We start from the raw sequence: 20,323 nt of genomic DNA on the forward strand, positions 1-20,323 counted from the left end.
TCACGCGTAGCGGACCCACTTCACGATTTCCGGCAGCGTGGGTTTCTTGCCGTACATCAGGATGCCGACGCGGTAGATGCGCGAGCACAGCGCCACCACGCCCCACAACGTCAGCAGCAGCAGCGCAATGCACGCCCCGATCTGCCACAGCGGCGGCATCTGCACCACCACGCGGATATACATCAGGATGGGCGCGAAGAACGGCACCAGCGACATCCACATGGAAAGCGGCGCATTCGGCTGCCGGATCACGTAGGTCATCATCATGATAGGAATGATGATCGGCATAATCACCAGGAACTGCCACTGCTGCGCCTCCTGCTCGGAATTCACCATCGCTCCGAGCGCGGCGTAGAGCGCGCTGTAGAGCAGGAAGCCGAGCACGAAGAACACGGCAAACGCGGGCAGCGCGGCGGGCGAAAGATTGATCTCGGAAAGCTGGCTGCGGGCGGCCAGCAGTCCGGGCGTGGTTGCGCCCAGACCAATTACGACCCACAGCGCGATCTGCGTCAGCCCCACGGCGCCCACGCCGAGGATTTTTCCGGCCATCAGTTCCCGGGCCGTCGCCGAGGAAAGCACCACCTCCATCACGCGCGAAGTCTTTTCTTCCAGCACCGAGCGCATGACGGCGACGCCGTAGAGGATGAGCGTCATGTAGAGCATCATCACCAGCACGATGGCGCTGATGAACTGCAGCGGGCCGCCGCCTTTCTTCTCCTGCCCGCCCTTGATGCTGACCGTGTCCAGGTCCACTCCCTTCATCAGCTTGTCGGCGTCCTGGGCGGCGACGCCGCGCGCGCGCAGCTCCTGCCTCAGCAACGCGGTCTTCAGGGCGGCCCGCATAGTCTCCGCCTCGATAAAGTCGCTGGTCTCGCGCGCCACATACGAGATCTTGCGCGACGCGAGCGCGTCATCGCTGAGCCAGACATATCCGTCGAGCGTCCCGGCGCCGATCCGGCCCTTGAGCGCGGCGCGCGTCGCTTCGTCCGGTGTGGAAACGATCTCGACCCGGTAACGGGGAGAGGAGTCGAGACTTTCGGCTCCCGTTTTCCTGGTTTCCAGCTGTGACTGCACGGCGCGCGCGAAGTCGGCGTTGCCGCAGACTACCGCCAGCCGCTTGGTGCCCGACGCCTTCAGCATCGCCAGCTTGCTCGGCAGCACCATCAGCGCGATCATCAGCGCCGGCAGCACCAGCGTGGAGATGATGAACGACTTGGTGCGCACCCGCTCCAGGTACTCGCGCCGGAGAATGAGCCACGTATTACGCATCGCGCCTCCCCACCACCTCCAGGAAAATCTCTTCCAGCGACGGCTCCATCAGCTCGAACTTGTCCACCCGCGCCCGCGACGCCGCCCTGCGCAGCAGCTCCTGCGGATCGGCGCCGGGCTTGAGCCGCACCTCCACGTAATTGCCGTAGTTGTTGAACGACTGCACCAGTTCGCCGTCGCTGAGAAAACCGTCTTCGCCCTCGTATTTCAGTTGCACGTCGTGGCGGCCGAATTTCGCCTTGATCTGCTTCAGGTCCCCCTGGAGCACGGCCTTGCCGTGGTCGATCAGGCAGATGGAATCGCACAGCCGCTCCACTTGGTCCATGCGGTGCGTCGAAAACAGGATCGTCTTGCCCGCCTGCTTCATTTCCAGCAGCACGTCTTTCAACGCGACCACATTCGCGGGATCGAGTCCGGCGAAAGGCTCGTCCAGAATCAGCAGCGCGGGATCGTGCAGCAGGGTGGCGATGAACTGCACCTTCTGCTGCATTCCCTTGGAAAGCTCTTCGACCTTCTTGCCCATCCACGCGCTCAGTTCCAGCCGCTCGCACCACCACGCCGCCTTGCGCGCCGCCTCGGCGGCCGGCACGCCCTTCAACTCGGCGAGAAATACCAGCTGGTCGAGCAGCTTCATGCGCTTGTACAGGCCGCGTTCTTCCGGGAGATATCCGATGCTCGACAGGTGCGGGCGGCGGAAGGGCTCGCCGAACAGCCGGATGGCGCCGGAGTCGGGCACGGTGATGCCGATCATCATGCGGATGGTGCTGGTTTTGCCGGCGCCGTTGGGGCCGAGCAGGCCGTAGACGCTGCCGGCGCGGATCTCCACCGACAGCGCGTCCACAGCGACGAAGTGATCGTACGATTTGCAGACGTTTTCCAGTTCAACCGTGTTCGGCATAGGAGGGTTCAGTCGTCGCCAAGAAAATGTTCAATCCACTCGCGCACCTGCAGGCGGCGTTCGTCGCCGGGTTCAAAGCGCAGCCCGGCCGTATCCTCGTCGCGGCGGATCCAGCACACCACGGCGCGCACCGCCATCTCGCCCGAGCCGGGGAGCTGCAGCGTTGCCTGCACGCTCTGCGGCACCGCCAGCCGCGCTTTGGTGCGCAGCGACACTCCGCCCGAGCTGATTTCTAAGGTGCTGGCCGGTACGATTTCGGTGCCAGTCTGGAGCATCACCGCCGACACCAGCGGCACCCGCACGTAGCGCCGCAATTCGCGCAGCACCATCAGGTGCGTGGTGCGCACGACGCGCAGCACCGCGTTGCGCTCCACCGGCTGCATGAAAATCGCATTGATCCCGTAAGAGGAGAATCGGATCGCCTGGGCCACGCTCCCGCACAACCCGTAAATGACGGCATGCATGTTTTCCGGCGAGCGCCGGATCTCCGCCAGGACCGGTTCGGCGGCGGCATCCAGAGGAAGCACGAAGGCGGCAAAGCGCTCCCGGCTGAGGCGCGAGATGTCTTGCGATGGAATGGCCACGGTCGAGATGCCGAACTGCCGGAAACATTCGGTCAGCAGCGCCGCCGCCGGCTCGTCCACGCCGGCCAGCGCCGCCGTCGCCACTGCCTGTTCCGGCGACACACCTTGACCGGCCGCACTCTCCATGTTGGGGATTCCTTAGCCTGAGGGAATTAAGGGATATTCTGGCGTCGGTTTCGGAATTTGGCAACACGTTTTGCGGCGGCAACGGGCCACCGGAAAGCGCCGTCTTTGCGAGTTCTGAAGTGGCAGTACCGGCGCCGGCCCCTTTCCTGGTGCAGCGTAACCTTCCAAGCCGGAGCGGCATCTATTCGGCCAGGGATTTCTTGCACCTGTGAGACTAACGGTTAACGGAGAGGATTATGAAGAAACTGCTACTGCTGCTGGCCGCGGTCCTGGCGTTCACATTCACCAGCGTGGCGCAGATCGGCTATTCGAGCGGTACGGATGAATCAGACCAGACAACGAAGACGACCAAGGAAGCGACGGTGACCGGTTGCGTGAGCAAGGAACCTGGCGCGAACGGCATGTATGCGCTGACCAACGGGCACTATAAGAAGGGCGTGGAGATCGGACCCACCGACAAGGTGAAGGGACACGCCGGGCACACGGTCCAGTTGACGGGACAGTGGTCGGGAAAAGGGGCCAAGAAGATGTTCGAAGTCGCCAGCCTGAAGCACCTCTCGGCGACCTGCACCATGGAGGGCGCCAAGGGCAAGTAAGCGAGTTCAGGGGCAACATTGCGCCGCGCAGCCAACGGGCTGCGCTTTTTTGTTTGTCTTTATGTCTCAGCTTTCCAGCTTATCGGTTTTTCAGTACTACGCTGTAAGGTCGGTGGCTATTCCGTCCAGCGCCGGAAGATCAGGCACCCGTTGGTACCGCCGAAGCCGAACGAGTTCGACACGGCGAACTCGACCTCGCCGTGGCGCGCGTGTAGGGGAACGTAGTCCAGGTCGCAGCCTTCGTCGGGATTTTCCAGGTTGAGGGTCGGCGGCAGCATCTGGTCGCGGAGCGCCAGCACCGTGATGCCTGCCTCCAGGCCGCCGGCGCCGCCCAGCAGGTGCCCGGTGCTCGACTTGGTGGAGCTGACCGCCAGTTTGTAGGCGTGGTTGCCGAACGCGCGCTTGATGGCTTGAGTCTCCAGGCGATCGCCGAGGTCGGTGGAGGTGCCGTGGGCGTTGATGTAGCCAATCTGTTCGGGGCGGAGCTTGGCGTCGTTGAGCGCGTTCATCATCACGCGGAATCCGCCTTCACCCTCGGGCGCCGGCTGCGTGATGTGGTTGGCGTCGGCGCTCATGCCGTAGCCCACCACTTCCGACAGAATCTTTGCCCCGCGGTTGCGCGCGTGCTCCAGTTCTTCCAGGATCAGGATTCCCGCGCCTTCGCCCATGACAAACCCGTCGCGCTCCCTGTCCCAGGGACGGCAGGCGCGCTCCGGTTCGTCGTTGCGGGTGGAAAGCGCGCGCATGGCAGCGAAGCCGCCGACGCCCATGGGAGTGATCGCGGCCTCGGTGCCGCCGGCGATCATGACGTCGGCGTCGCAGCGCGCGATGATTTTGAACGCGTCGCCGATGGAGTGCGCGCTCGAGGTGCACGCCGTCGAGGTGCACTCGTTCGGACCCTTGGCGTTGAAGCGGATGCTGACGTGCCCCGCGGCCAGGTTGGCGATGGCGCCGGGAATGAAAAAGGGCGAGATCTTGCGCGGGCCGCCCTCCAGCAGGTTCCGGTGCTCGCGCTCGATCACGTCGAAGCCGCCGATGCCGCTGCCGATGTGCACGCCTACGCGGTCGGCGTTCTCATGGGAAACTTGCAGGCCCGAACTCTTCATCGCCTCATCCGCCGCCGCGATGGCGAAGTGGATGAAGCGTCCCATTTTCTTGATCTCTTTTTTCTCGATAAATTGCAGCGGGTCGAAGTTGCGGACTTCGCCGGCAATCTGCGAGGCGAACTGCGAGGCATCGAACTGCTGGATTCTTGCGATGCCACTCTTCCCGGCCAGCAGGTTGCGCCAGACTTCCTCGGTGCTGTTGCCGGTGCCGCAGAGAAGACCGATGCCGGTGACTACCACCCGCCGCCCCAAACTATTTCCCCTTTGCGTGCCCACCGATATAGGTGATGGCGTCCTGAACGGTGCGGATCTTCTCCGCGTCTTCATCGGGAATTTCGATGTCGAAGGCCTCCTCGAACGCCATGACGAGTTCCACGGTGTCCAGCGAGTCAGCGCCGAGATCGTCCACAAAGGACGCGTTGGAGGTGACCTCGGCTTCTTCCACTCCCAACTGCTCGACGATGATTTGCTTCACCTTCTCGTCTACGGCTGCCATCGGGGTCTCCTTGCTTGGCTTCCTGCGCCGGCCCTGCCATGGCGGGCGGCTTGCTGCCGCTGGTCGCCTCCGCCTCCTCGCCGACCTCAATCGCGCCGGGACTCGAGATGCATCCCAGTCTGATCGGCGGTGCGCTCCTACTGTTTGCTCACCTTGGCATTCTTGGTGATGTAGTCCACGGCATCATGGACGGTGCGGATTTTCTCGGCGTCCTCGTCCGGAATCTCGATGTCGAAGGCTTCTTCGAACGCCATCACCAGCTCGACCGTGTCGAGCGAATCGGCGCCGAGGTCGTCTACGAAAGACGCGTTGGAGGTGACTTCGGCCTCGTCCACGCCGAGCTGTTCCACAATGATCTGCTTGACCTTCTCATCTACCTGCGCCATCTGGGCGGCCCTCCCTGCACTCAGTAAACCCACCAGTCTATCTGGCGGTCATTCTGCCTGTAAAGCAATTGGCGATGGTACATGGCGGGATGCGCAGCGTCAATTCAAGGGGCAGGAAAGTCGTGGGTCAGTTTGAACTTACTCAGCGCTGGGGAGGGCCTCGATTTTCTCGCGGGCTCGGTCACCCGCTACCAGCTACTGTCAGTTGGTACCGCCGCTGCCGGCGCTGGCGGAACTGCCGGCCCCCGATTGCGTTTCGGCGACCGTCTTGGCCTCGTAGCCGCTGTGATAGATCTCCACCACGGCGCGGCCCACCAGGCGCGTCTTGGCCACCGAATGGATGTGCACCGGCAGGCTGAACGGGCCGTATTCCCCATAGTCCTGCACGAATTCGATTTTCTTGACGAAGAGGGACGGCGACTTGGCCATCGTGCCTTCGGCGCGCCGCAGCCGTCCGCTCGCCGCGTCCACCAGGATGCGCCCCTTGAACAGTCCCGGCCCCTTGTGCCGCGGCTTCACGTGGTACACATACGCCAGGCGGCCGTCTATCGTGTCCGTGCCCTTGAAATTGAACTTGTAGTTGTCCGCGGTGATGGCGGTTTGCGCGCCTTCGCCCTTCTGCACGTGTTCCACCTCGGACTGCAGCAGCTTGGTAATGATGTTCGTCTTCACGAAACTGTCGCCGGCAAAGCGGATGGCGGCAAACACCAGCGATCGCGGCGCCTGGTACATGCGGCGCAGTTCGTACTTTCCATGCTGCGCCGTTGCCGGCAGGTCCGCTTCGATCACCGTCGCATCGGAGTACGCGCCCAGATCGGCGAGCTGCCGTTGCGCGCCGTTCAAGTACGCGACCAGCGCCTGGTCGGGCGACAGGCGTGCGCTGGGAACGGGCGCGGCCAGGTTGAAGGCGTGCAGCGGCGCGGGCGAGCCGCTGTCATCCGGCGCATAAGTGTCCCCGAGCAGGGCATGAATTCTCGACACGCCGATGACGCGGTTCTCGAACGGGGCCCCATCCTGCGCCAGCGCAGCGGAGGCGGCGAGCGAAAACAGCAAAACCCCGATGATGGCAATACACCGTCTCATGTAAGATCCACACCCCGACCGATAACCGCAATAGAGTACCGCAATTTCGTCAGGCCGGGAAGTTTCTTAGGTAACTAAGAGTAGTCCCGAGCTCACGCCCTGCTTCTTCCTGGGCTGATTAGACGAGTGGGAATCGTTTTGGTTGCACCCCCCTGAAGCCTGCCGCCTGAAGCCTGCTATGATGCCGCCGCCATGTCCGACGCGAACCGCTCTCTTCCGCCGCCGACCTCCGCGGCCCCGGCCATCGAGGTGTACGCCGTTTACGGCGCCGAGCCCGAGGTCCAGGCCTATGCCATGGCCAAGTATTCCCGCTCCGCGCTCTCCATGAAGGAGTCGCTGCGGGAGATCAACGAACAACGCGCCGAAAAGTTTCTCAACACCTTTTATTTTCAGTACGGCCATCGCTCCATCGCCGATTTGGCGCATCTGGCCATCGCCGTCGAAAAGCTCTCCATCCTGGCGGCCATCGCGCTGGTGGACGAGCAGCGCTGGGACGGCCAGGAGCGCTCCACGCGCTACCAGGACTTCAAGCGTGCCGGATACTTTGTCCCTGATTTCACCGGCCTGGAAATGTGCGAGCTGCGCTATCGCGACACCATCGCCGCGCTTTTCGCCGAATACGAGGCGCTGTCGGAGACCACGTGGCGGTATCTGGCCGGTCGCACTCCCAAACCCGCCGACATGAAGCTGGAGGCGTACGAGCGCACGCTGCGTGCGCGCGCCTTTGATATCTCGCGCTATCTGCTGCCGCTGGCGGCCAACACCTCCGTGGGGCAGATCGTCAACGCGCGCACCCTGGAGACGCAGATCGCGCGCCTGCTGTCGCACACCCATCCCGAGGTCCGCCACCTCGGCGGCTTGCTCAAGCAGGCCGCCAGGGAACCCGCGTACAACGTCAACGCGCTCACGTGGGCCAAGATCCTGGAAGAGATCAAGGGAATGGACGAAGGCGTGGGGCGGGAGTTGGAGGCACAAGTCCTCAAGCCGGTGCGCGTCGCGCCCACGCTGGTGAAGTACGCGGAAGCGAATCCCTACGAAATCGAAACCCGGCGTGAACTCCAGCAGGCGGCTGGGGAAATCATGGGCAGTGCCGCCATCGAGGATGCTCCCGCGGTGCATCTGCTCGACGACGATCCGCTGGAAATCGAAGTGGCCGCCACCCTGCTGTATGAGCACTGTCACCACCCCTACCGGCAAGTCCGAGAGCACGTCGAGGCGCTGGGAGAGCAACGACGCCGGGAAATCGTTGACCTCGGCGTCAAGCATCGCGGTCGCCACGACGAGCTGCTGCGCGCCTTCCATGCCGGGCAGAGTTTCCGCTTTGACATCCTCATGGACATCGGCGGCTTCCGCGACATGCACCGTCACCGGCGCTGCACCCAAATCGGGCAGGGGATCACCACCGCGCATGGCTTCGATACGCCGGACGAGGTACGGGCGGCAGGCGCCGAAGAGCGCTACACGGAAGCGATGCAGCGCGCGGCCACCGCAGTGCAGCATGTGCGCGAAGAGTTGCAGCGCGCCGGGCGCGACGACGCCGAGGCCAGCGCCCAATACCTGGTCCCGCTTGGCTTTCGCAAACGCACGCTGTTCAAGATGGATTTCGCCGAGGCGGTCTATATTGCGGAGCTGCGCACCGGTCCGGGCGGGCACATCTCCTACCGGCGTATTGCCTACCAGATGTACGAGGCGGTCGCGCGCCGCCACCCCGCGCTGGGCGCCCTGTTCCGCGTCCACGACATTAACCAGCCCGTGGACCTGCTGCAGCGGTAAGAGGGATCTGCTTCGCTCGTGGGGAAAATCGGACCAAGAGATAGAAACGGCGGTTACTTCTTACCGCGCTTTGCACGGACTCTAGCTGCGATCTCCAATATCTTCCGGTCAACTTCGGCGCGCGCTTCGGGGGACATTTCTTCCAAGCGCCGACTGATCTCGGCGATCAGCTTGGCTGCGAACTCATCGATTTTTGTCTTCTTCACCGATCGTTTTGGGATTGTGGCCATAACCTTGTGCATAATCTGACGTTGGGGCGAATCGCAAGCGTTCTAACGATTGAATAGCGCCCCAGTTTGAATGTTGAGTTATGTATAGCGTTTTGACGCTTGGCGTGCCTGATGGCACTTTGCGTGCACCAATTCCGTGTTTTCTACGGTGTACCCATCCGCAGCGTTCTTCCGGTCAAGCTCGGAATATTTCAGAGGCAGTTCGTCGCCGCACTCAGCACATTTGCCATTCTGCTGTCCCCATTTTAGCGCTTTGAGTTGGGCACGGACACCGGGCTTACCTCGCTCATCGTAGCCAAGTTCCTTAACCACTTTTCGACGATAGGCGAACAGCAAGAGAGGGTCGCCACCTGCTAAGCTGGTCAGCCGTTCCCGAATATTGGCCAGCAGTTCATTGGCGTGCTTTAGCTCATCGGCGTTGAGGTTTCTGTTGGGCATACCGCACCACAGTGTACGCCGCATCAAATTGGGACACTACCAACCCTTGCATGCGCTGCACCACGATTACGCGCATCACTTGTGGCGTTCCACCAGTTCCCACCACACCACCTTCTGCCATTCCAGAAAAACGTTCTTGGCGATCTCGCGGTCCGTCCACCAGCGCGGCGCCGACAGCAAACCGTTGTTCGCCGCCGCCACCGACCAGGAGTAACCCGGGTACGCCTTGCGCGCAATCGAGAGCGCGCGCCGGGTGTGGTAATCGGAGGTGACCAGCAGGATGCTGTGCGGCGCGGCCGGCTGCAGGCACGCCGCCGCCGACTGCAATTCCCGTAGCGTGGATGTGCCCCTGGTCGGGCAGACATGAATGGGGAGGCCACCCGCCGAGCGCCGGATGAAATCTTCCGTCAACTCGGCCGGTGTGTGCCCGTAGCTGACCGCGTCCACGCGCGCGTCCACCAGCATCCGGGGTGCGTAGCCGGCGCGCAGCAGCTCGATTCCCTTCCAGTAGCGGGAATCGTCAGCGTCGCCCGCCAGCAGCAGAATGACATCGGAGGGCTGCGGCTGGTTCACCACCAGCGCCGGGCCGGCATGACGTAACCCGAGCAGAATCAGCACGATGACGATGAACGCCAGCCCGGCTTTGACGAGGAATCGCATCTTGCAGTGGAATCAACAATATACCCGGGTTGCCGAGACCGGCAGTGGCGGCCAATGTTCTACGCGGAACAATTGTGGATAACTTCAAAACTCTAGATATTCGCTTTTCATTCGCCTTTAGCGCAAAGCGCCTGTATACTCCGCAAAGTTTAGAATGGGAATCCGGCGAGCCGGCAAGCCGAGATTTTGGGGCGATGAAGGCGGTTCTGCGTTAACCTGCGAGGTTCTTATCAACCCGCAAAAAAGATTGGCGGTAAGGGAGCAGATTTATGGCGGACGAGAAGGCACGAGCAATCGAGTTGGCGCTGTCGCAAATTGAAAAGCAGTTCGGCAAGGGCTCGATCATGCGATTGGGAAGCAAGGAGGCGATCGTTCCCATCGCGGTGATTCCCACGGGCTCGCTTGCCTTCGACGCGGCCCTGGGCGTGGGCGGCTTCCCGCGCGGTCGCGTGGTGGAGGTTTTCGGGCCGGAGTCATCGGGCAAAACCACCATCGCGCTGCAGGTGGTGGCCGAAGCGCAGAAGGCCGGAGGCATGGCGGCGTTCGTGGACGCCGAGCACGCGCTCGATCCGAAGTACGCCAAGAAGCTCGGCGTGGATGTGGACAACCTGCTGGTCTCGCAGCCGGACTACGGCGAGCAGGCGCTGGAGATCACCGAGGCGCTGGTGCGCTCCAACGCTATTGACGTGCTGGTGGTGGACTCGGTGGCGGCGCTGGTCCCCAAGGCGGAACTGGACGGCGAGATGGGCGACAGCCACATGGGACTGCAGGCGCGGCTGATGTCGCAGGCGCTGCGCAAGCTGACGGGCACGGTTTCGAAGTCGCGCACCTGCTTGATCTTCATCAACCAGATCCGCGAAAAAATTGGCGTCATGTTCGGCAATCCCGAAACCACCACCGGCGGGCGCGCGCTGAAATTCTATTCCTCCATGCGCATTGACATCCGCCGCATTGCGGCCATCAAGGAAGGCGACGTGGTGGTGGGCTCGCGCACCAAAGTGAAAGTGGTGAAGAACAAGGTGGCGGCGCCGTTCCGCGAGGCTGAATTCGACATCATGTACGGCGAGGGCATTTCCAAGGAAGGCGACCTGCTCGACCTGGCGGCCAATCACAATATCGTGGAGAAATCGGGCGCGTGGTTCAGCTACAAGGGCGAACGCATCGGCCAGGGACGCGAGAACGCCAAACAGTTCTTGAAAGAGAACAAGGACATCACCGCCAAGATCGAGGCCGAGGTGCGCAGGGTGCTCAACATCGGCGGAGCGGGCGAGAAGCCGCAGCCCGTCGCCGTTCCGACCGACGGCCGCACCGCGCCGGTGCCTCCGGTAATCGCGGCGCGGGCGATGGGCACGATGAAGAAATAGCGGCGGCGCTGCGATGCCAACGGTACTGCGAGTCGAAGGGTATAGATTTTTCTTCTTTAGCAATGAAACGAGCGAACCGCCTCACATTCACGTGAAGCAGGCGGAAAGGTATGCTAAGTTTTGGCTTGATCCGGTTGCACTAGCCCGGAATATTAGTTTCAGGCGAAGTGAGCTGACTTACCTGCATCAATTAGTGGTGGAGCACCAGAAACATTTGCTGGTGGCATGGTATGAGCATTTCAGCGGCTAAACTCGAACCCCTCGCTTCCCACGTGGAAGTCAGTCACGGTAAGCTTCGCGTGACCATGGCAGATGGCCGCGAATTGTCCGTGCCCCTGAGCTGGTTCCCTCGCTTGAAAAACGCCTCGCCCTCGCAGCGGAAACATTGGGAGCTGATTGGCGGCGGCATCGGGATCCACTGGCCCCTCATTGATGAAGACATTTCGGTAGAGAACCTGCTCGCTCCTCCGCAGCATAGGCGAAAGTAAGCACTGCACACGCGAGGGCGCGCGTGCCACACAATCACTCAGTATCCCTGCGGCGCACGGAAGCCGCCGATCAGGTCCGCCAGGCGGCCGGCGAGGTCAATGGGCGTAGCGTCTTCCAGGTAAGGCCCGAGAATCTGCAGTCCGACGGGCAACCCGTCCGGCGTGAGGCCCGCGGGCGCCACCGTGGCCGGCAATCCGTTCAATGTCGCAGGAGTCATCCAGAACAGCAGGTCCATGTAGTTGCGCGCGCCTTCAGGGGTGGCGATGCGGCGCGCGTCCATGGGCTCGCTGTGATCGTGCGCGATGGCCGTTGTGAAAGCGGTGGGCAGCAGGAAGGCGTCGTGGGTGCGGAAATAATCCTGCCACAGCGCCAGCGAGGCGCAACGGCGCGTGTTGGCCTCAAAGAAGACGGAATGGGGCGCGGTGATGGCCATCTCCATCGCTTGGGACCCGGGATCTCCGGCGGCGGCAGCGGCGCGAATGTGCGCGACATCTTCCGGCCGCATGAAGCTCGCCATCACCGTGAACACCATGTAGCGATAGGTCTCGACCTGGACCGCGGGATCGAGGCCGGCGGGCCAGCCCTCCTGCAGCCTCGCGCCCGCCTTGCGCAAGGCCGCGGCAGCGTCGCTCAACACTTTTTTCACCGGCGCCGACACCGGGCAGAGCGGATCGTCGAGCACATAACCGATGCGATAGTCGGCCAGGCGCGAGTGGCGCGGCTGCGGCATGGTCCAGCGATAGGCGACAGCATCGTACGAGTCGGGGCCGCCGAGCACCTCCATGGCGATCTTTAAATCGGAGGCGCTGCGAGCGAGCGGGCCGCAGACCGGCAGATTGCCGACCCCCATGGCAAGCGGGCGTTGCGGCAGTCCGGGCGGCGGCGGGATGTGTCCGCCCTGCGCGATAACGTCAAGAGTGGGCTTGTGCCCGTAGATGCCGCAGAAGTGCGCCGGAATGCGGATGGACCCGCCGATGTCGCTGCCGACTCCGAGAAAGCTCAGGCCGGCGGCGATGGCGGCAGCTTCACCTCCGCTGGAGCCGCCCGGCGTGCGAGTGATGTCCCAGGGATTGTTGGTCGTGCCGAAAACGGGGTTGTAGCTTTGCCAGTCCGCGGCCATCACAGGAACATTCGTCTTGCCGACGATGACCGCACCGGCGGCCTTGAGGCGCGCGACTACCGGCGCGTCCTGCTGCGGCACGTACTCAGCCAGGAATGGCGCGCCGGCGGTGGTGCGCACGCCGGCGGTCTCAAAGACATCCTTCACCGTACAGGGCACGCCATGGAGCGGCCCCCACCATGCGCCGCGCGCCAGCGCTTCATCGGCGTGGCGGGCGCGTTCCATCGCCGACTCGGCCGTCTGGGTCACCAGCGCATTGAGCTTGGGGTTGAACGAGCGGATGCGCTCCAGCATGTGTCCGGTCAGCTCGACCGAAGAAATGCGGCGGGTACGGATGGCTTGCGCGGCGTCGGTTGCGGAGGCGAAGTGCAGTTGCGGGTGAGCGGCATCAACGACAGTCACCGAGGTTCACTCCAGGAATCAGGGGTCGGAAGTCAGGGCTCGTGGTTCTGGCCACTAGCCACTAGCCACTCCCCGGCGGAATGTCCCGGCCGCCAGGTTCGCGGATGGTACCGCAAAGGGACTCGCCGCTGCCAGCGACGGAGCTTTTGATTGCTCCCGGCAGGTGCGCAGGCTTAGAATTTGCGGTCGACATGCAAGCCCACCGTTTGCGTCCCAATACGTGGGCCGACCAATCTACATCGAGGCCAATTGAAGCACGTCATTGCCATCTACCCGGGCACGTTTGATCCTCCGACCAACGGCCATCTCGACCTGATCCAGCGCGGCAGCCACATTTTCGATGAGTTGATCGTCGCCATTCTGTGCAATCCGGAAAAAGAGCCGGCGCTGTTCTCGCTGGCGGAGCGGCGCGTCATGCTCGAGGCGCTCACCAAGCCCTTCGAAAACGTGCGCGTGGACACCTTCGGCGGGCTGCTGGTGGACTACGCCATGCGCGTCGGCGCGCGGGCGCTGCTGCGCGGCATCCGCGCCATCAGCGATTACGAGTACGAACTGCAGATGGCGCTGATGAACCGCAAGCTCGATCCGAAACTGGAGACGGTGTTCATGATGCCGGCCGATACTTATTCCTACGTCAGTTCGCGGCTGGTGAAGGAGATCGTGCAACTCGGCGGCTCGGTGCACGGGCTCATTCCCGACCTGGTGGAAAAGAAGCTGACGGAAAAATTGAATGGGAAGAACAGGCGCCAGGCGCCAGTCGTCAGTCGTCAGGAAATCACGTCAGAAAGCCGGCATCGCCAACCGCGAGGAAGAAGGAAGTAATGACGGTGGGAACGCAAGTGAGAACGCCGCTGACCGAGCGCATCAACCGCATCGAGATTTCGGCCACGCTGGCGGTGGTCAACGAAGCCGACCGCATGCGCCTGGCGGGCGCCGACCTGGTGGATTTCGGCGCGGGTGAGCCCCATTTCAATACACCGCAGCACGTGAAGGACGCGGCCATCGCGGCCATCCAGGCGAATTTCACCCGGTACACGCCGGTGGGCGGCACGGCGGAACTGCGCGACGCCATTATCCACCGCCACGCGCAGGACTTCGGCTCCGCCTACAAGCGCGAGGAGTGCATCGCCTCCACCGGCGGCAAGCACGCGCTGTTCAATGCCATCCAGGTGCTGGTGGACCATGGCGATGAAGTCATCCTGCCGGTGCCGGCGTGGGTGTCGTTCAAGGACATCATCCGCTACGGCGGCGGCGAGCCGGTATTCGTCGAAACCGACGAGAGCAAGGGATTTGCCGTCTCGCCGGCGATGATTGCAAGCGCCATCACCCCGAAGACGAAGGCCATCATCATCAATTCGCCGTCGAACCCGACCGGCGCGGTGCTGGCGCAGGAAGACTTCACTTCGATCGTGCGCGTGGCCGCCGACCGCGGCATCTGGGTGATCGCCGACGAGTGCTACGTCTACCTCGATTACAGCGGGCGGCGATTTTCCGCGGGTGCGCTGAGCGAGGCGAAGGAACGTATGGTGATTATCGGTTCGCTCTCCAAGACCTACGCCATGACCGGCTGGCGGCTGGGCTTCGCGCTGGCCCCGAAGGAGGTGGTGTCGGCGATGCAAAAGCTGCAGAGCCAGTCCACCTCGAATGCGACTTCGATCGTGCAGAAGGCGGCGGTGGGCGCGCTGAATGGTCCGCAGGATTGCATCAAGGAGATGGTGGAGGAATACATACGGCTGCGCGACCGTATGGTGGGCGGGCTGCGCGCCATTCCCGGCATTCAATGCAATATGCCGAATGGGGCGTTCTATGCCTATCCCAACGTCGCGGCGTTTTTCGGACGCAAGGGGATCAATTCGGCCAGCGACGTCGCCGCCCGGCTGCTGCGCGAGGCGGAGGTGGTCACCGTGCCGGGAGAGGCGTTCGGCACCACGCAGCACATCCGCATTTCCTATCCCACCTCGCCGCGCCAGATTGACCGCGGGCTGGAGCGCATGCGGAAGTTCTTTGCTGAACTGCGGTGATCGGTTTTCGGTTGTCGGTGATCGGTGCATAACGCGGGCGCCGTATTCCCCATGTCTGACCTGTATCCTTTGCTGTTGAAGCCGGAATTTCGCGAGCGTATCTGGGGTGCGCGCGATTTGTCGCCGCTGTATGGGCCGGCGCCGGGCGAGGCGCCGATCGGAGAAGTCTGGCTCACCGGCGATGAGTGCCGGGTAGCAAACGGCGCGTTGGCCGGCATGTCGCTCGGCGAACTGTGCCGCCGCTATGGCCGCGACCTGGTGGGCGAAACCGCGCCCGAGGCCGAACGCTTCCCCCTGCTGGTGAAGTTTCTTTTTCCTCACGATAAGCTGTCGGTGCAAGTCCATCCCGACGACGAGACCGCTCGGCGCGCCGGATTGCCCTGCGGCAAGACCGAGTGCTGGTACGTGGTGCAAGCCGAGCCGGGAGCAAAGATCGGCTTGGGCCTGAAGGTGGGCACCACGCGCGAAGAATTCGCGCGCGCCATCGAGGAAGTCCGCGCCGAGCAGTTGCTAAATTGGATCGATGTCCGCGCCGGCGAGATGATTTACGTGGACGCGGGAACGGTGCACGCGATCGGGCCGGGCGTGATTCTGCTGGAGACCCAGCAGAATTCCGACACCACCTATCGGCTGTATGATTACGGGCGCCCGCGCGAGCTGCACGTGCAACAAGGACTGGCGGCGCTGAAGGAAATGACAAGGGCCGGCAAAGTGCGCGCGCAGAGCACTGCCAACGGCTATTGGACGGCGCTGGTGAATTCGCCGCGGTTTATGGTGAGCAAAGCCGCGCTGCGCGACGGCAAACAACTGACGAAGCAGGCTGACGATGCACCCAGGCCGACTTCCGCTGAGGTCCTAGTCGCACTGGACGGATGCGGCGTCGTGGAATGTGACGGCGCACAACCGGTAACGCTGGCTCGCGGCGAGGCGGTCGTCGTGCCGGCGAGCGTGCGCCGGTACACGCTTCGCGGCCAGTGGAACATCGAAGTGTTGCACGCAAGGGTTCAGGGCGGCAACGTGCCCGAGCCTGAGACAACGATTTGAAAGCAAGTTTCTATCCCGTGATTCTCGCCGGCGGGCGCGGCACGCGCTTCTGGCCGCTCAGCCGCAAGCGCCGCGCCAAGCAGATGCTGGCGCTGGACGGCGACCGCACCATGATCCAGCAAACCGTCGAGCGCCTGCGCCCGCTCGCGCCGGAACCGTGTTTCTGGGTCATCAGCAACCAGGACCTGCGTGACGGGATCGCCAGGCAGGTGGCGCAACTGGACCGGCGGCAGATCATTGCCGAGCCCGTGGGACGCAACACCGCTCCCGCGATCGGCCTGGCGGCGTTCATCTTGCTGCGGCGCGACCCGGACGCCGTGATCGGCATGTTCCCTTCCGACCACGTCATCGCCAACCCGGCAAACTTTCGCAAGAACATCCAAGCGGCGGTTCGCATGGCGACCGAAGATGGCTGCATCGTCGTGCTGGGTATACGTCCGACGCGTCCGGAAACCGGTTACGGTTATATCGAGGCCGGCGAAAAATTGCCCGGCGGCATCCGGCGCGTGCGGCGCTTCACCGAGAAACCGAACCTGGTCCGCGCCGAGGAGTTCGTCGCCGCGGGAAATTATTTCTGGAACAGCGGCATGTTCGTGTGGAGCGCGCAAACCCTGGCCAACGCGCTGCGCGAGCACTTGTCGGAGACCGCACCCTACCTGGAGAAAATCGCCGCCGCGTACGGGACGAAGAAATTCGAGAGCACCTTCCGCCAGCTCTACCCCAAGTGCGAGAACATCAGCGTGGATTACGCGGTGCTGGAGCCGCGCTCCGCCAAGGGTGAGCACGCGTCCAACCTGTACTGCATTCCGGCCGACTTCGCCTGGAACGACCTGGGCTCGTGGGCGGCGCTCTACGAGCACCGGGCGCGCGGTGGCCGCCCAGGCGAGAACGTCAACGTCATTCAGGCGGAGAAGAGCTTCGCCCTCAACGCGGACGGCAACTACATCCATGCGCCCGGCAAATTCGTCGCCGCCGTGGGCGTCAAGAACCTGGTGATCGTCGAGACCGACGACGCGCTGCTGGTGACCTCGCGCGAGCATGCGCAGGACGTCGGCAAGGTGGTGCAGTACCTCGACGAGAAGAAGCTGTCCAAGCTGGTTTGATACAGTCGTCGGTTGTCGGTTCACGGTTTTCGGTCACGGGTTGGACGAAATCCGCTCTGACCACCTGAGCGTCTCGTGGCGCGCCTATCTACAGGGTGTGCGCGCAACTCACACCGAAAACCGAAGACCGACGACCGAAAACCGAAAACTCCCTATGTCAGAAATCAAGTTCGGCACCGATGGCTGGCGCGGCGTTATCGCGGATGACTACACCTTCGAAAACGTGCGCCGCGCGGCGGGCGCGATCGCTGCTTACATCCTGAAGAACGAAGACCCGCGCAAAGGCGTGGTCGTCGGCTACGACACGCGTTTCGGATCGCGCAGCTTCGCCCGCGCTGCCGCGGAAGTGCTGGCGGGCGCGGGCATTCCCGTGCGCTTCTCCAACGATTACATTCCGACCCCGGCGATTTCCTACATGGCCAAGCACCTCGACACCGCCGGCGGCGTGGTAATCACCTCCAGCCACAATCCCTGGAGCTGGAACGGAATGAAATTCAAGGAGAAATTCGGCGGCTCGGCGCGCCCGGCGATCATCCGGCAGATTGAGGCCGAAATCGCCGCGGGCGCCATGCCGCAGGGGACTCCCGCCAATATCGAAGAGGCGGATTTCAAGGCGCCCTACGTCGCGGCGATCACCAAGTTTGCCGACCTGGAACTGATTGGCAGCGCCGGCTTCAAATTTGCGATTGATTACATGTACGGCGCGGGGCGGTTCGTGCTCGGCAACATTCTGCGGCAGCGCGGCGTGGACGTGGTGGAGATCCGCAGCGACGTCAACCCGCTGTTCCCGGGAATAAACCCGGAGCCGATCGAGCCGCACGTGCGCATGCTGCAGGACACGGTGGTGAAGGAGCGCTGCCACGCCGGATTCGCCAACGACGGCGACGCCGACCGCATCGGCGCCGTTACCGAGGACGGCAGCTTCGTGGACGCGCACAAGTGTTACGCCATCCTGCTGTGGTGGCTCTTGGAATACAAGAATTGGCCGGGCGCGGTGACGCGCGCCTTCAACACCACGCGCATGCTCGACCGCATCGCGAAAAAGTACGGGCGCGAACTGATCGAGCACGGCATCGGCTTCAAGTACGTTTGCGACGTCGTGCTGAGCGGCAAGGAAGTGCTGATCGGCGGCGAGGAATCGGGCGGCATCGGCATTCCGCGCCACCTGCCGGAGCGCGATGGGGTGCTCAACGCGCTGCTGCTGGCCAACGCCATGGCGGAATCGCACATGACGCTGGGCGAGATCGTCGCCCACCTGCAAAAGGAATTCGGGGCGCATTACTACGGGCGCCGCGACCTGCACATTGGCGAGGAGATTAAGCAGGCGGCCATCCGCCGCGCCGATTCTCGCAAAGTGCGCCGGCTCGGGCCGTACAAAGTCTTGCGGAAAGAGAATCTGGACGGCGTAAAGTTTTTTCTCGATGCGCCGACCAACGGCAAGGGCGCCGAGGCCTGGGTGCTCATGCGCGCCTCCGGCACCGAGCCGCTGATGCGCATCTACTGCGAGGCAGCCTCGCCCGAGCTGGTCACCGAAATTCTGGATGCGGCCGTCGGCTTCGTCGAGGAAAAGGCCACCGCGGGCTCCAGGCTTTAGGCTTCGGGCTTCAGGCTTTAGGCTTTAGGCTTCAGGCTTCAGGCTTCAGGCATCGGGCTTCAGGCTTTAGGCTTCAGGCTTCGGGCGGATAAGGTAGGGCCATGAAAGCGATGAGCGCGTGGGGCGTTCCTCCGCTGTACATTGCGAATCAACCGTGACCTTCGCTGCCACTACGTCCGAGCAGCAACCTGACACGCCCGAGGCGCGCGCCTACAACCGCCTTCGCCGCCGGCTCAGCGTCGTCGATTTCCTGCTCGGACTGGCCTTCCTGCTGGTGTTGCTGTTGGTCACTACCTCACGCGGCGCGCGCTGGAGCGAAGTGCTGCGCGACTGGGCGTGGCTCGCGGCGCGGCAGCACTACACGCTCGCCGTGTTCCTCTACGTCGCCATGCTGTTGCTGATCGGCAAGCTGCTTGGCCTCCCGCTCGACTTCTACAGTTTCCGCCTCGAGCACCGCTACAACCTCTCCAACCAGAAGCTGCGCTCCTGGGCGTGGGACGAGGTCAAGGGCTGGCTGGTCGGCCTGGTGCTGGGCGGCATCGTGGCCGAGCTGGTTTACTGGACCATCCGCCAGGCGCCGCAGCGCTGGTGGCTGATCGCGTGGGCGGTGTTCACGGCGCTGGCCATATTCTTCGCGCAGATCGCCCCCGTCGTGCTCTTCCCGCTGTTCTACAAATTTCAGCCGCTGGAGAACGAGGACTTGCGCGAGCGCCTGGTGCGGCTCAGCGCGCGCGCCGGCACGCGCGTCCGAGGCGTCTACGAGTGGAAGCTTTCCGAGAAGAGCAAAAAGGCCAACGCCGCGCTCACCGGCCTGGGCCGCACCCGCCGCATCATTCTCGCCGACACGCTGCTGGAGAACTATTCGCCCGAGGAAATTGAAACGATCCTGGCCCACGAACTCGGCCACCACGTGCACCGCCACATCGCGAAAGGCATCCTGGTGCAGGTGGTGATCACGTTTTTCGGCTTCTGGGCGACGGCCGCCATCCTGCGCTACGCCGTCGAACAACGGCACCTGTTCGAAACTCTCACCGACTTCGCCAATCTTCCGCTGCTGGCGCTGGTTTCCGCCGTCATGTCGCTGCTGCTGATGCCGGCGCTCAACGCGTATTCGCGTTACAACGAGCGCCAGGCCGACCGCTATTGCTTCCAGTCGGTCCCCGACGTCGCCCCGTTCATTTCATCCATGGAAAAACTGGCACAGCAGAACCTGGCGGAGCGCCGGCCGTCGCCGGCGGTGGAGTGGCTGTTCCATTCGCATCCCGCGATCTGGCGGCGCATTCGCGCTGCCGAGATGTTTCGCCGCCGGCGCGGCGCCACACGCGCAAGATAATTAATCCGAGAAGTCGCTGGGGACGCGCTGTTCCGGGTTGTGGTGGTGGAGCGCTTCCAGGAAAATCAGCCGGTAATAGCGCCGGTTGCAGTCGCGGCACCGCACTGGCCGCAACATCAGCAGCAGCAACAGGTACTCCAGGTGCAAGAATCGCGATTTGTAGACGTACCACGACAGGCATCGTGGACACAGGCGACGAAACATGTTG

Annotated in this window: 22 protein-coding genes and 1 pseudogene; 11 read left to right on the forward strand and 12 right to left on the reverse strand. The window is 63.2% G+C overall.

All coding sequences use genetic code 11. The features are described from left to right. The 3 genes from LAN70_00950 to LAN70_00960 are packed head-to-tail and all read right to left on the reverse strand — an operon-like array spanning position 1 to position 2,877. Complete coding sequence (locus LAN70_00950; GenBank protein MBZ5509716.1) at positions 1-1,269, reverse strand: ABC transporter permease; 1,269 nt, start codon at positions 1,267-1,269, stop codon at positions 1-3. Continuing rightward, on the reverse strand, positions 1,262-2,167 hold the full coding sequence (locus LAN70_00955; protein MBZ5509717.1) for an ATP-binding cassette domain-containing protein: 906 nt from the start codon (positions 2,165-2,167) through the stop codon (positions 1,262-1,264). Before LAN70_00955 ends, LAN70_00950 begins: the two co-directional genes overlap by 8 nt. Positions 2,168-2,175: 8 nt before the next feature. Further along, on the reverse strand, positions 2,176-2,877 hold the full coding sequence (locus LAN70_00960; GenBank protein MBZ5509718.1) for a PilZ domain-containing protein: 702 nt from the start codon (positions 2,875-2,877) through the stop codon (positions 2,176-2,178). Positions 2,878-3,113: 236 nt separating this feature from the next. Between LAN70_00960 and LAN70_00965 the strand changes: the two genes are divergently transcribed. Beyond that, positions 3,114-3,473 carry a hypothetical protein gene (locus LAN70_00965; GenBank protein ID MBZ5509719.1) on the forward strand — a complete coding sequence of 120 codons (360 nt, stop codon included), beginning with the start codon at positions 3,114-3,116 and terminating at the stop codon, positions 3,471-3,473. 116 nt (positions 3,474-3,589) lie between these two features. Here the strand turns inward: LAN70_00965 and fabF are convergent, their stop codons facing one another. The 4 genes from fabF to LAN70_00985 all read right to left on the reverse strand — a co-directional run bounded on the left by fabF (position 3,590) and on the right by LAN70_00985 (position 6,544). Further along, positions 3,590-4,906 carry a beta-ketoacyl-ACP synthase II gene (fabF, locus tag LAN70_00970; GenBank protein ID MBZ5509720.1) on the reverse strand — a complete coding sequence of 439 codons (1,317 nt, stop codon included), beginning with the start codon at positions 4,904-4,906 and terminating at the stop codon, positions 3,590-3,592. Next, positions 4,833-5,075: an acyl carrier protein gene (gene acpP, locus LAN70_00975; protein ID MBZ5509721.1), complete on the reverse strand. Its 243-nt coding sequence runs from the start codon at positions 5,073-5,075 to the stop codon at positions 4,833-4,835. The genes fabF and acpP (LAN70_00975) overlap by 74 nt, the downstream gene beginning before the upstream one ends. A gap of 137 nt (positions 5,076-5,212) precedes the next feature. Beyond that, the gene (gene acpP, locus LAN70_00980) at positions 5,213-5,461 is read right to left on the reverse strand and encodes an acyl carrier protein (GenBank protein MBZ5509722.1); all 249 of its coding nucleotides are present in this window, start codon (positions 5,459-5,461) and stop codon (positions 5,213-5,215) included. A gap of 201 nt (positions 5,462-5,662) precedes the next feature. Then, positions 5,663-6,544 (reverse strand): hypothetical protein, encoded by an 882-nt coding sequence (locus LAN70_00985; GenBank protein ID MBZ5509723.1) that lies wholly within the window; start codon positions 6,542-6,544, stop codon positions 5,663-5,665. A gap of 192 nt (positions 6,545-6,736) precedes the next feature. On the opposite strand from LAN70_00985, the gene LAN70_00990 reads away from it, so the two are divergent. Continuing rightward, positions 6,737-8,317, forward strand: coding sequence for an FAD-dependent thymidylate synthase (locus LAN70_00990; GenBank protein ID MBZ5509724.1), 1,581 nt, complete (start codon positions 6,737-6,739; stop codon positions 8,315-8,317). 53 nt (positions 8,318-8,370) lie between these two features. Here the strand turns inward: LAN70_00990 and LAN70_00995 are convergent, their stop codons facing one another. The 3 genes from LAN70_00995 to LAN70_01005 all read right to left on the reverse strand — a co-directional run bounded on the left by LAN70_00995 (position 8,371) and on the right by LAN70_01005 (position 9,645). After that, the gene (locus tag LAN70_00995) at positions 8,371-8,523 is read right to left on the reverse strand and encodes a hypothetical protein (protein ID MBZ5509725.1); all 153 of its coding nucleotides are present in this window, start codon (positions 8,521-8,523) and stop codon (positions 8,371-8,373) included. 102 nt (positions 8,524-8,625) lie between these two features. Then, positions 8,626-8,985 (reverse strand): hypothetical protein, encoded by a 360-nt coding sequence (locus LAN70_01000; GenBank protein MBZ5509726.1) that lies wholly within the window; start codon positions 8,983-8,985, stop codon positions 8,626-8,628. A gap of 75 nt (positions 8,986-9,060) precedes the next feature. Next, the gene (locus LAN70_01005; GenBank protein MBZ5509727.1) at positions 9,061-9,645 is read right to left on the reverse strand and encodes a YdcF family protein; all 585 of its coding nucleotides are present in this window, start codon (positions 9,643-9,645) and stop codon (positions 9,061-9,063) included. Between the two features lie 269 nt (positions 9,646-9,914). Between LAN70_01005 and recA the strand changes: the two genes are divergently transcribed. From recA to LAN70_01020, 3 genes are read left to right on the forward strand one after another with little or no spacing between them, the layout of a single operon-like run. Further along, the gene (gene recA, locus LAN70_01010) at positions 9,915-11,009 is read left to right on the forward strand and encodes a recombinase RecA (protein ID MBZ5509728.1); all 1,095 of its coding nucleotides are present in this window, start codon (positions 9,915-9,917) and stop codon (positions 11,007-11,009) included. A 13-nt stretch (positions 11,010-11,022) separates the two neighbouring features. Then, positions 11,023-11,259 carry a DUF4160 domain-containing protein gene (locus tag LAN70_01015; protein ID MBZ5509729.1) on the forward strand — a complete coding sequence of 79 codons (237 nt, stop codon included), beginning with the start codon at positions 11,023-11,025 and terminating at the stop codon, positions 11,257-11,259. Then, on the forward strand, positions 11,240-11,497 hold the full coding sequence (locus LAN70_01020) for a DUF2442 domain-containing protein (GenBank protein MBZ5509730.1): 258 nt from the start codon (positions 11,240-11,242) through the stop codon (positions 11,495-11,497). The genes LAN70_01015 and LAN70_01020 overlap by 20 nt, the downstream gene beginning before the upstream one ends. Before the next feature lie 38 nt (positions 11,498-11,535). Here the strand turns inward: LAN70_01020 and LAN70_01025 are convergent, their stop codons facing one another. After that, the gene (locus LAN70_01025; protein ID MBZ5509731.1) at positions 11,536-12,990 is read right to left on the reverse strand and encodes an amidase; all 1,455 of its coding nucleotides are present in this window, start codon (positions 12,988-12,990) and stop codon (positions 11,536-11,538) included. A gap of 279 nt (positions 12,991-13,269) precedes the next feature. Between LAN70_01025 and coaD the strand changes: the two genes are divergently transcribed. The 6 genes and pseudogenes from coaD to LAN70_01055 all read left to right on the forward strand — a co-directional run bounded on the left by coaD (position 13,270) and on the right by LAN70_01055 (position 20,115). Beyond that, positions 13,270-13,842, forward strand: a complete 573-nt coding sequence (gene coaD, locus LAN70_01030) for a pantetheine-phosphate adenylyltransferase (protein MBZ5509732.1) — start codon at positions 13,270-13,272, stop codon at positions 13,840-13,842. After that, positions 13,842-15,041 (forward strand): pyridoxal phosphate-dependent aminotransferase, encoded by a 1,200-nt coding sequence (locus tag LAN70_01035; protein MBZ5509733.1) that lies wholly within the window; start codon positions 13,842-13,844, stop codon positions 15,039-15,041. The genes coaD and LAN70_01035 overlap by 1 nt, the downstream gene beginning before the upstream one ends. Before the next feature lie 51 nt (positions 15,042-15,092). Beyond that, on the forward strand, positions 15,093-16,085 hold the full coding sequence (locus LAN70_01040; GenBank protein ID MBZ5509734.1) for a class I mannose-6-phosphate isomerase: 993 nt from the start codon (positions 15,093-15,095) through the stop codon (positions 16,083-16,085). Positions 16,086-16,093: 8 nt separating this feature from the next. Next, a pseudogene (locus LAN70_01045) lies at positions 16,094-17,188 on the forward strand (NTP transferase domain-containing protein). A gap of 154 nt (positions 17,189-17,342) precedes the next feature. After that, positions 17,343-18,782, forward strand: a complete 1,440-nt coding sequence (locus tag LAN70_01050; protein ID MBZ5509735.1) for a phosphoglucomutase/phosphomannomutase family protein — start codon at positions 17,343-17,345, stop codon at positions 18,780-18,782. Between the two features lie 154 nt (positions 18,783-18,936). Continuing rightward, positions 18,937-20,115 carry a M48 family metallopeptidase gene (locus tag LAN70_01055; protein MBZ5509736.1) on the forward strand — a complete coding sequence of 393 codons (1,179 nt, stop codon included), beginning with the start codon at positions 18,937-18,939 and terminating at the stop codon, positions 20,113-20,115. Here the strand turns inward: LAN70_01055 and LAN70_01060 are convergent, their stop codons facing one another. Continuing rightward, positions 20,116-20,319 (reverse strand): hypothetical protein, encoded by a 204-nt coding sequence (locus LAN70_01060; protein MBZ5509737.1) that lies wholly within the window; start codon positions 20,317-20,319, stop codon positions 20,116-20,118. Between the last annotated feature and the right edge of the window lie 4 nt (positions 20,320-20,323).

Source organism: Terriglobia bacterium, assembly GCA_020072845.1.
Taxonomy (GTDB): Bacteria; Acidobacteriota; Terriglobia; order Terriglobales; family Acidobacteriaceae; genus JAIQGF01.

Coding starts and splice junctions, on each gene's coding strand:
- LAN70_00950 (MBZ5509716.1), bottom strand. CDS start 1,269: ATGCGTAATACGTGGCTCATTCTCCGGCGCGAGTACCTGGAGCGGGTG.
- LAN70_00955 (MBZ5509717.1), bottom strand. CDS start 2,167: ATGCCGAACACGGTTGAACTGGAAAACGTCTGCAAATCGTACGATCAC.
- LAN70_00960 (MBZ5509718.1), bottom strand. CDS start 2,877: ATGGAGAGTGCGGCCGGTCAAGGTGTGTCGCCGGAACAGGCAGTGGCG.
- LAN70_00965 (MBZ5509719.1), top strand. CDS start 3,114: ATGAAGAAACTGCTACTGCTGCTGGCCGCGGTCCTGGCGTTCACATTC.
- fabF (MBZ5509720.1), bottom strand. CDS start 4,906: ATGAAGACGCGGAGAAGATCCGCACCGTTCAGGACGCCATCACCTATA.
- acpP (MBZ5509721.1), bottom strand. CDS start 5,075: ATGGCAGCCGTAGACGAGAAGGTGAAGCAAATCATCGTCGAGCAGTTG.
- acpP (MBZ5509722.1), bottom strand. CDS start 5,461: ATGGCGCAGGTAGATGAGAAGGTCAAGCAGATCATTGTGGAACAGCTC.
- LAN70_00985 (MBZ5509723.1), bottom strand. CDS start 6,544: ATGAGACGGTGTATTGCCATCATCGGGGTTTTGCTGTTTTCGCTCGCC.
- LAN70_00990 (MBZ5509724.1), top strand. CDS start 6,737: ATGTCCGACGCGAACCGCTCTCTTCCGCCGCCGACCTCCGCGGCCCCG.
- LAN70_01000 (MBZ5509726.1), bottom strand. CDS start 8,985: ATGCCCAACAGAAACCTCAACGCCGATGAGCTAAAGCACGCCAATGAA.
- LAN70_01005 (MBZ5509727.1), bottom strand. CDS start 9,645: ATGCGATTCCTCGTCAAAGCCGGGCTGGCGTTCATCGTCATCGTGCTG.
- recA (MBZ5509728.1), top strand. CDS start 9,915: ATGGCGGACGAGAAGGCACGAGCAATCGAGTTGGCGCTGTCGCAAATT.
- LAN70_01015 (MBZ5509729.1), top strand. CDS start 11,023: ATGCCAACGGTACTGCGAGTCGAAGGGTATAGATTTTTCTTCTTTAGC.
- LAN70_01020 (MBZ5509730.1), top strand. CDS start 11,240: ATGAGCATTTCAGCGGCTAAACTCGAACCCCTCGCTTCCCACGTGGAA.
- LAN70_01035 (MBZ5509733.1), top strand. CDS start 13,842: ATGACGGTGGGAACGCAAGTGAGAACGCCGCTGACCGAGCGCATCAAC.
- LAN70_01040 (MBZ5509734.1), top strand. CDS start 15,093: ATGTCTGACCTGTATCCTTTGCTGTTGAAGCCGGAATTTCGCGAGCGT.
- LAN70_01050 (MBZ5509735.1), top strand. CDS start 17,343: ATGTCAGAAATCAAGTTCGGCACCGATGGCTGGCGCGGCGTTATCGCG.
- LAN70_01060 (MBZ5509737.1), bottom strand. CDS start 20,319: ATGTTTCGTCGCCTGTGTCCACGATGCCTGTCGTGGTACGTCTACAAA.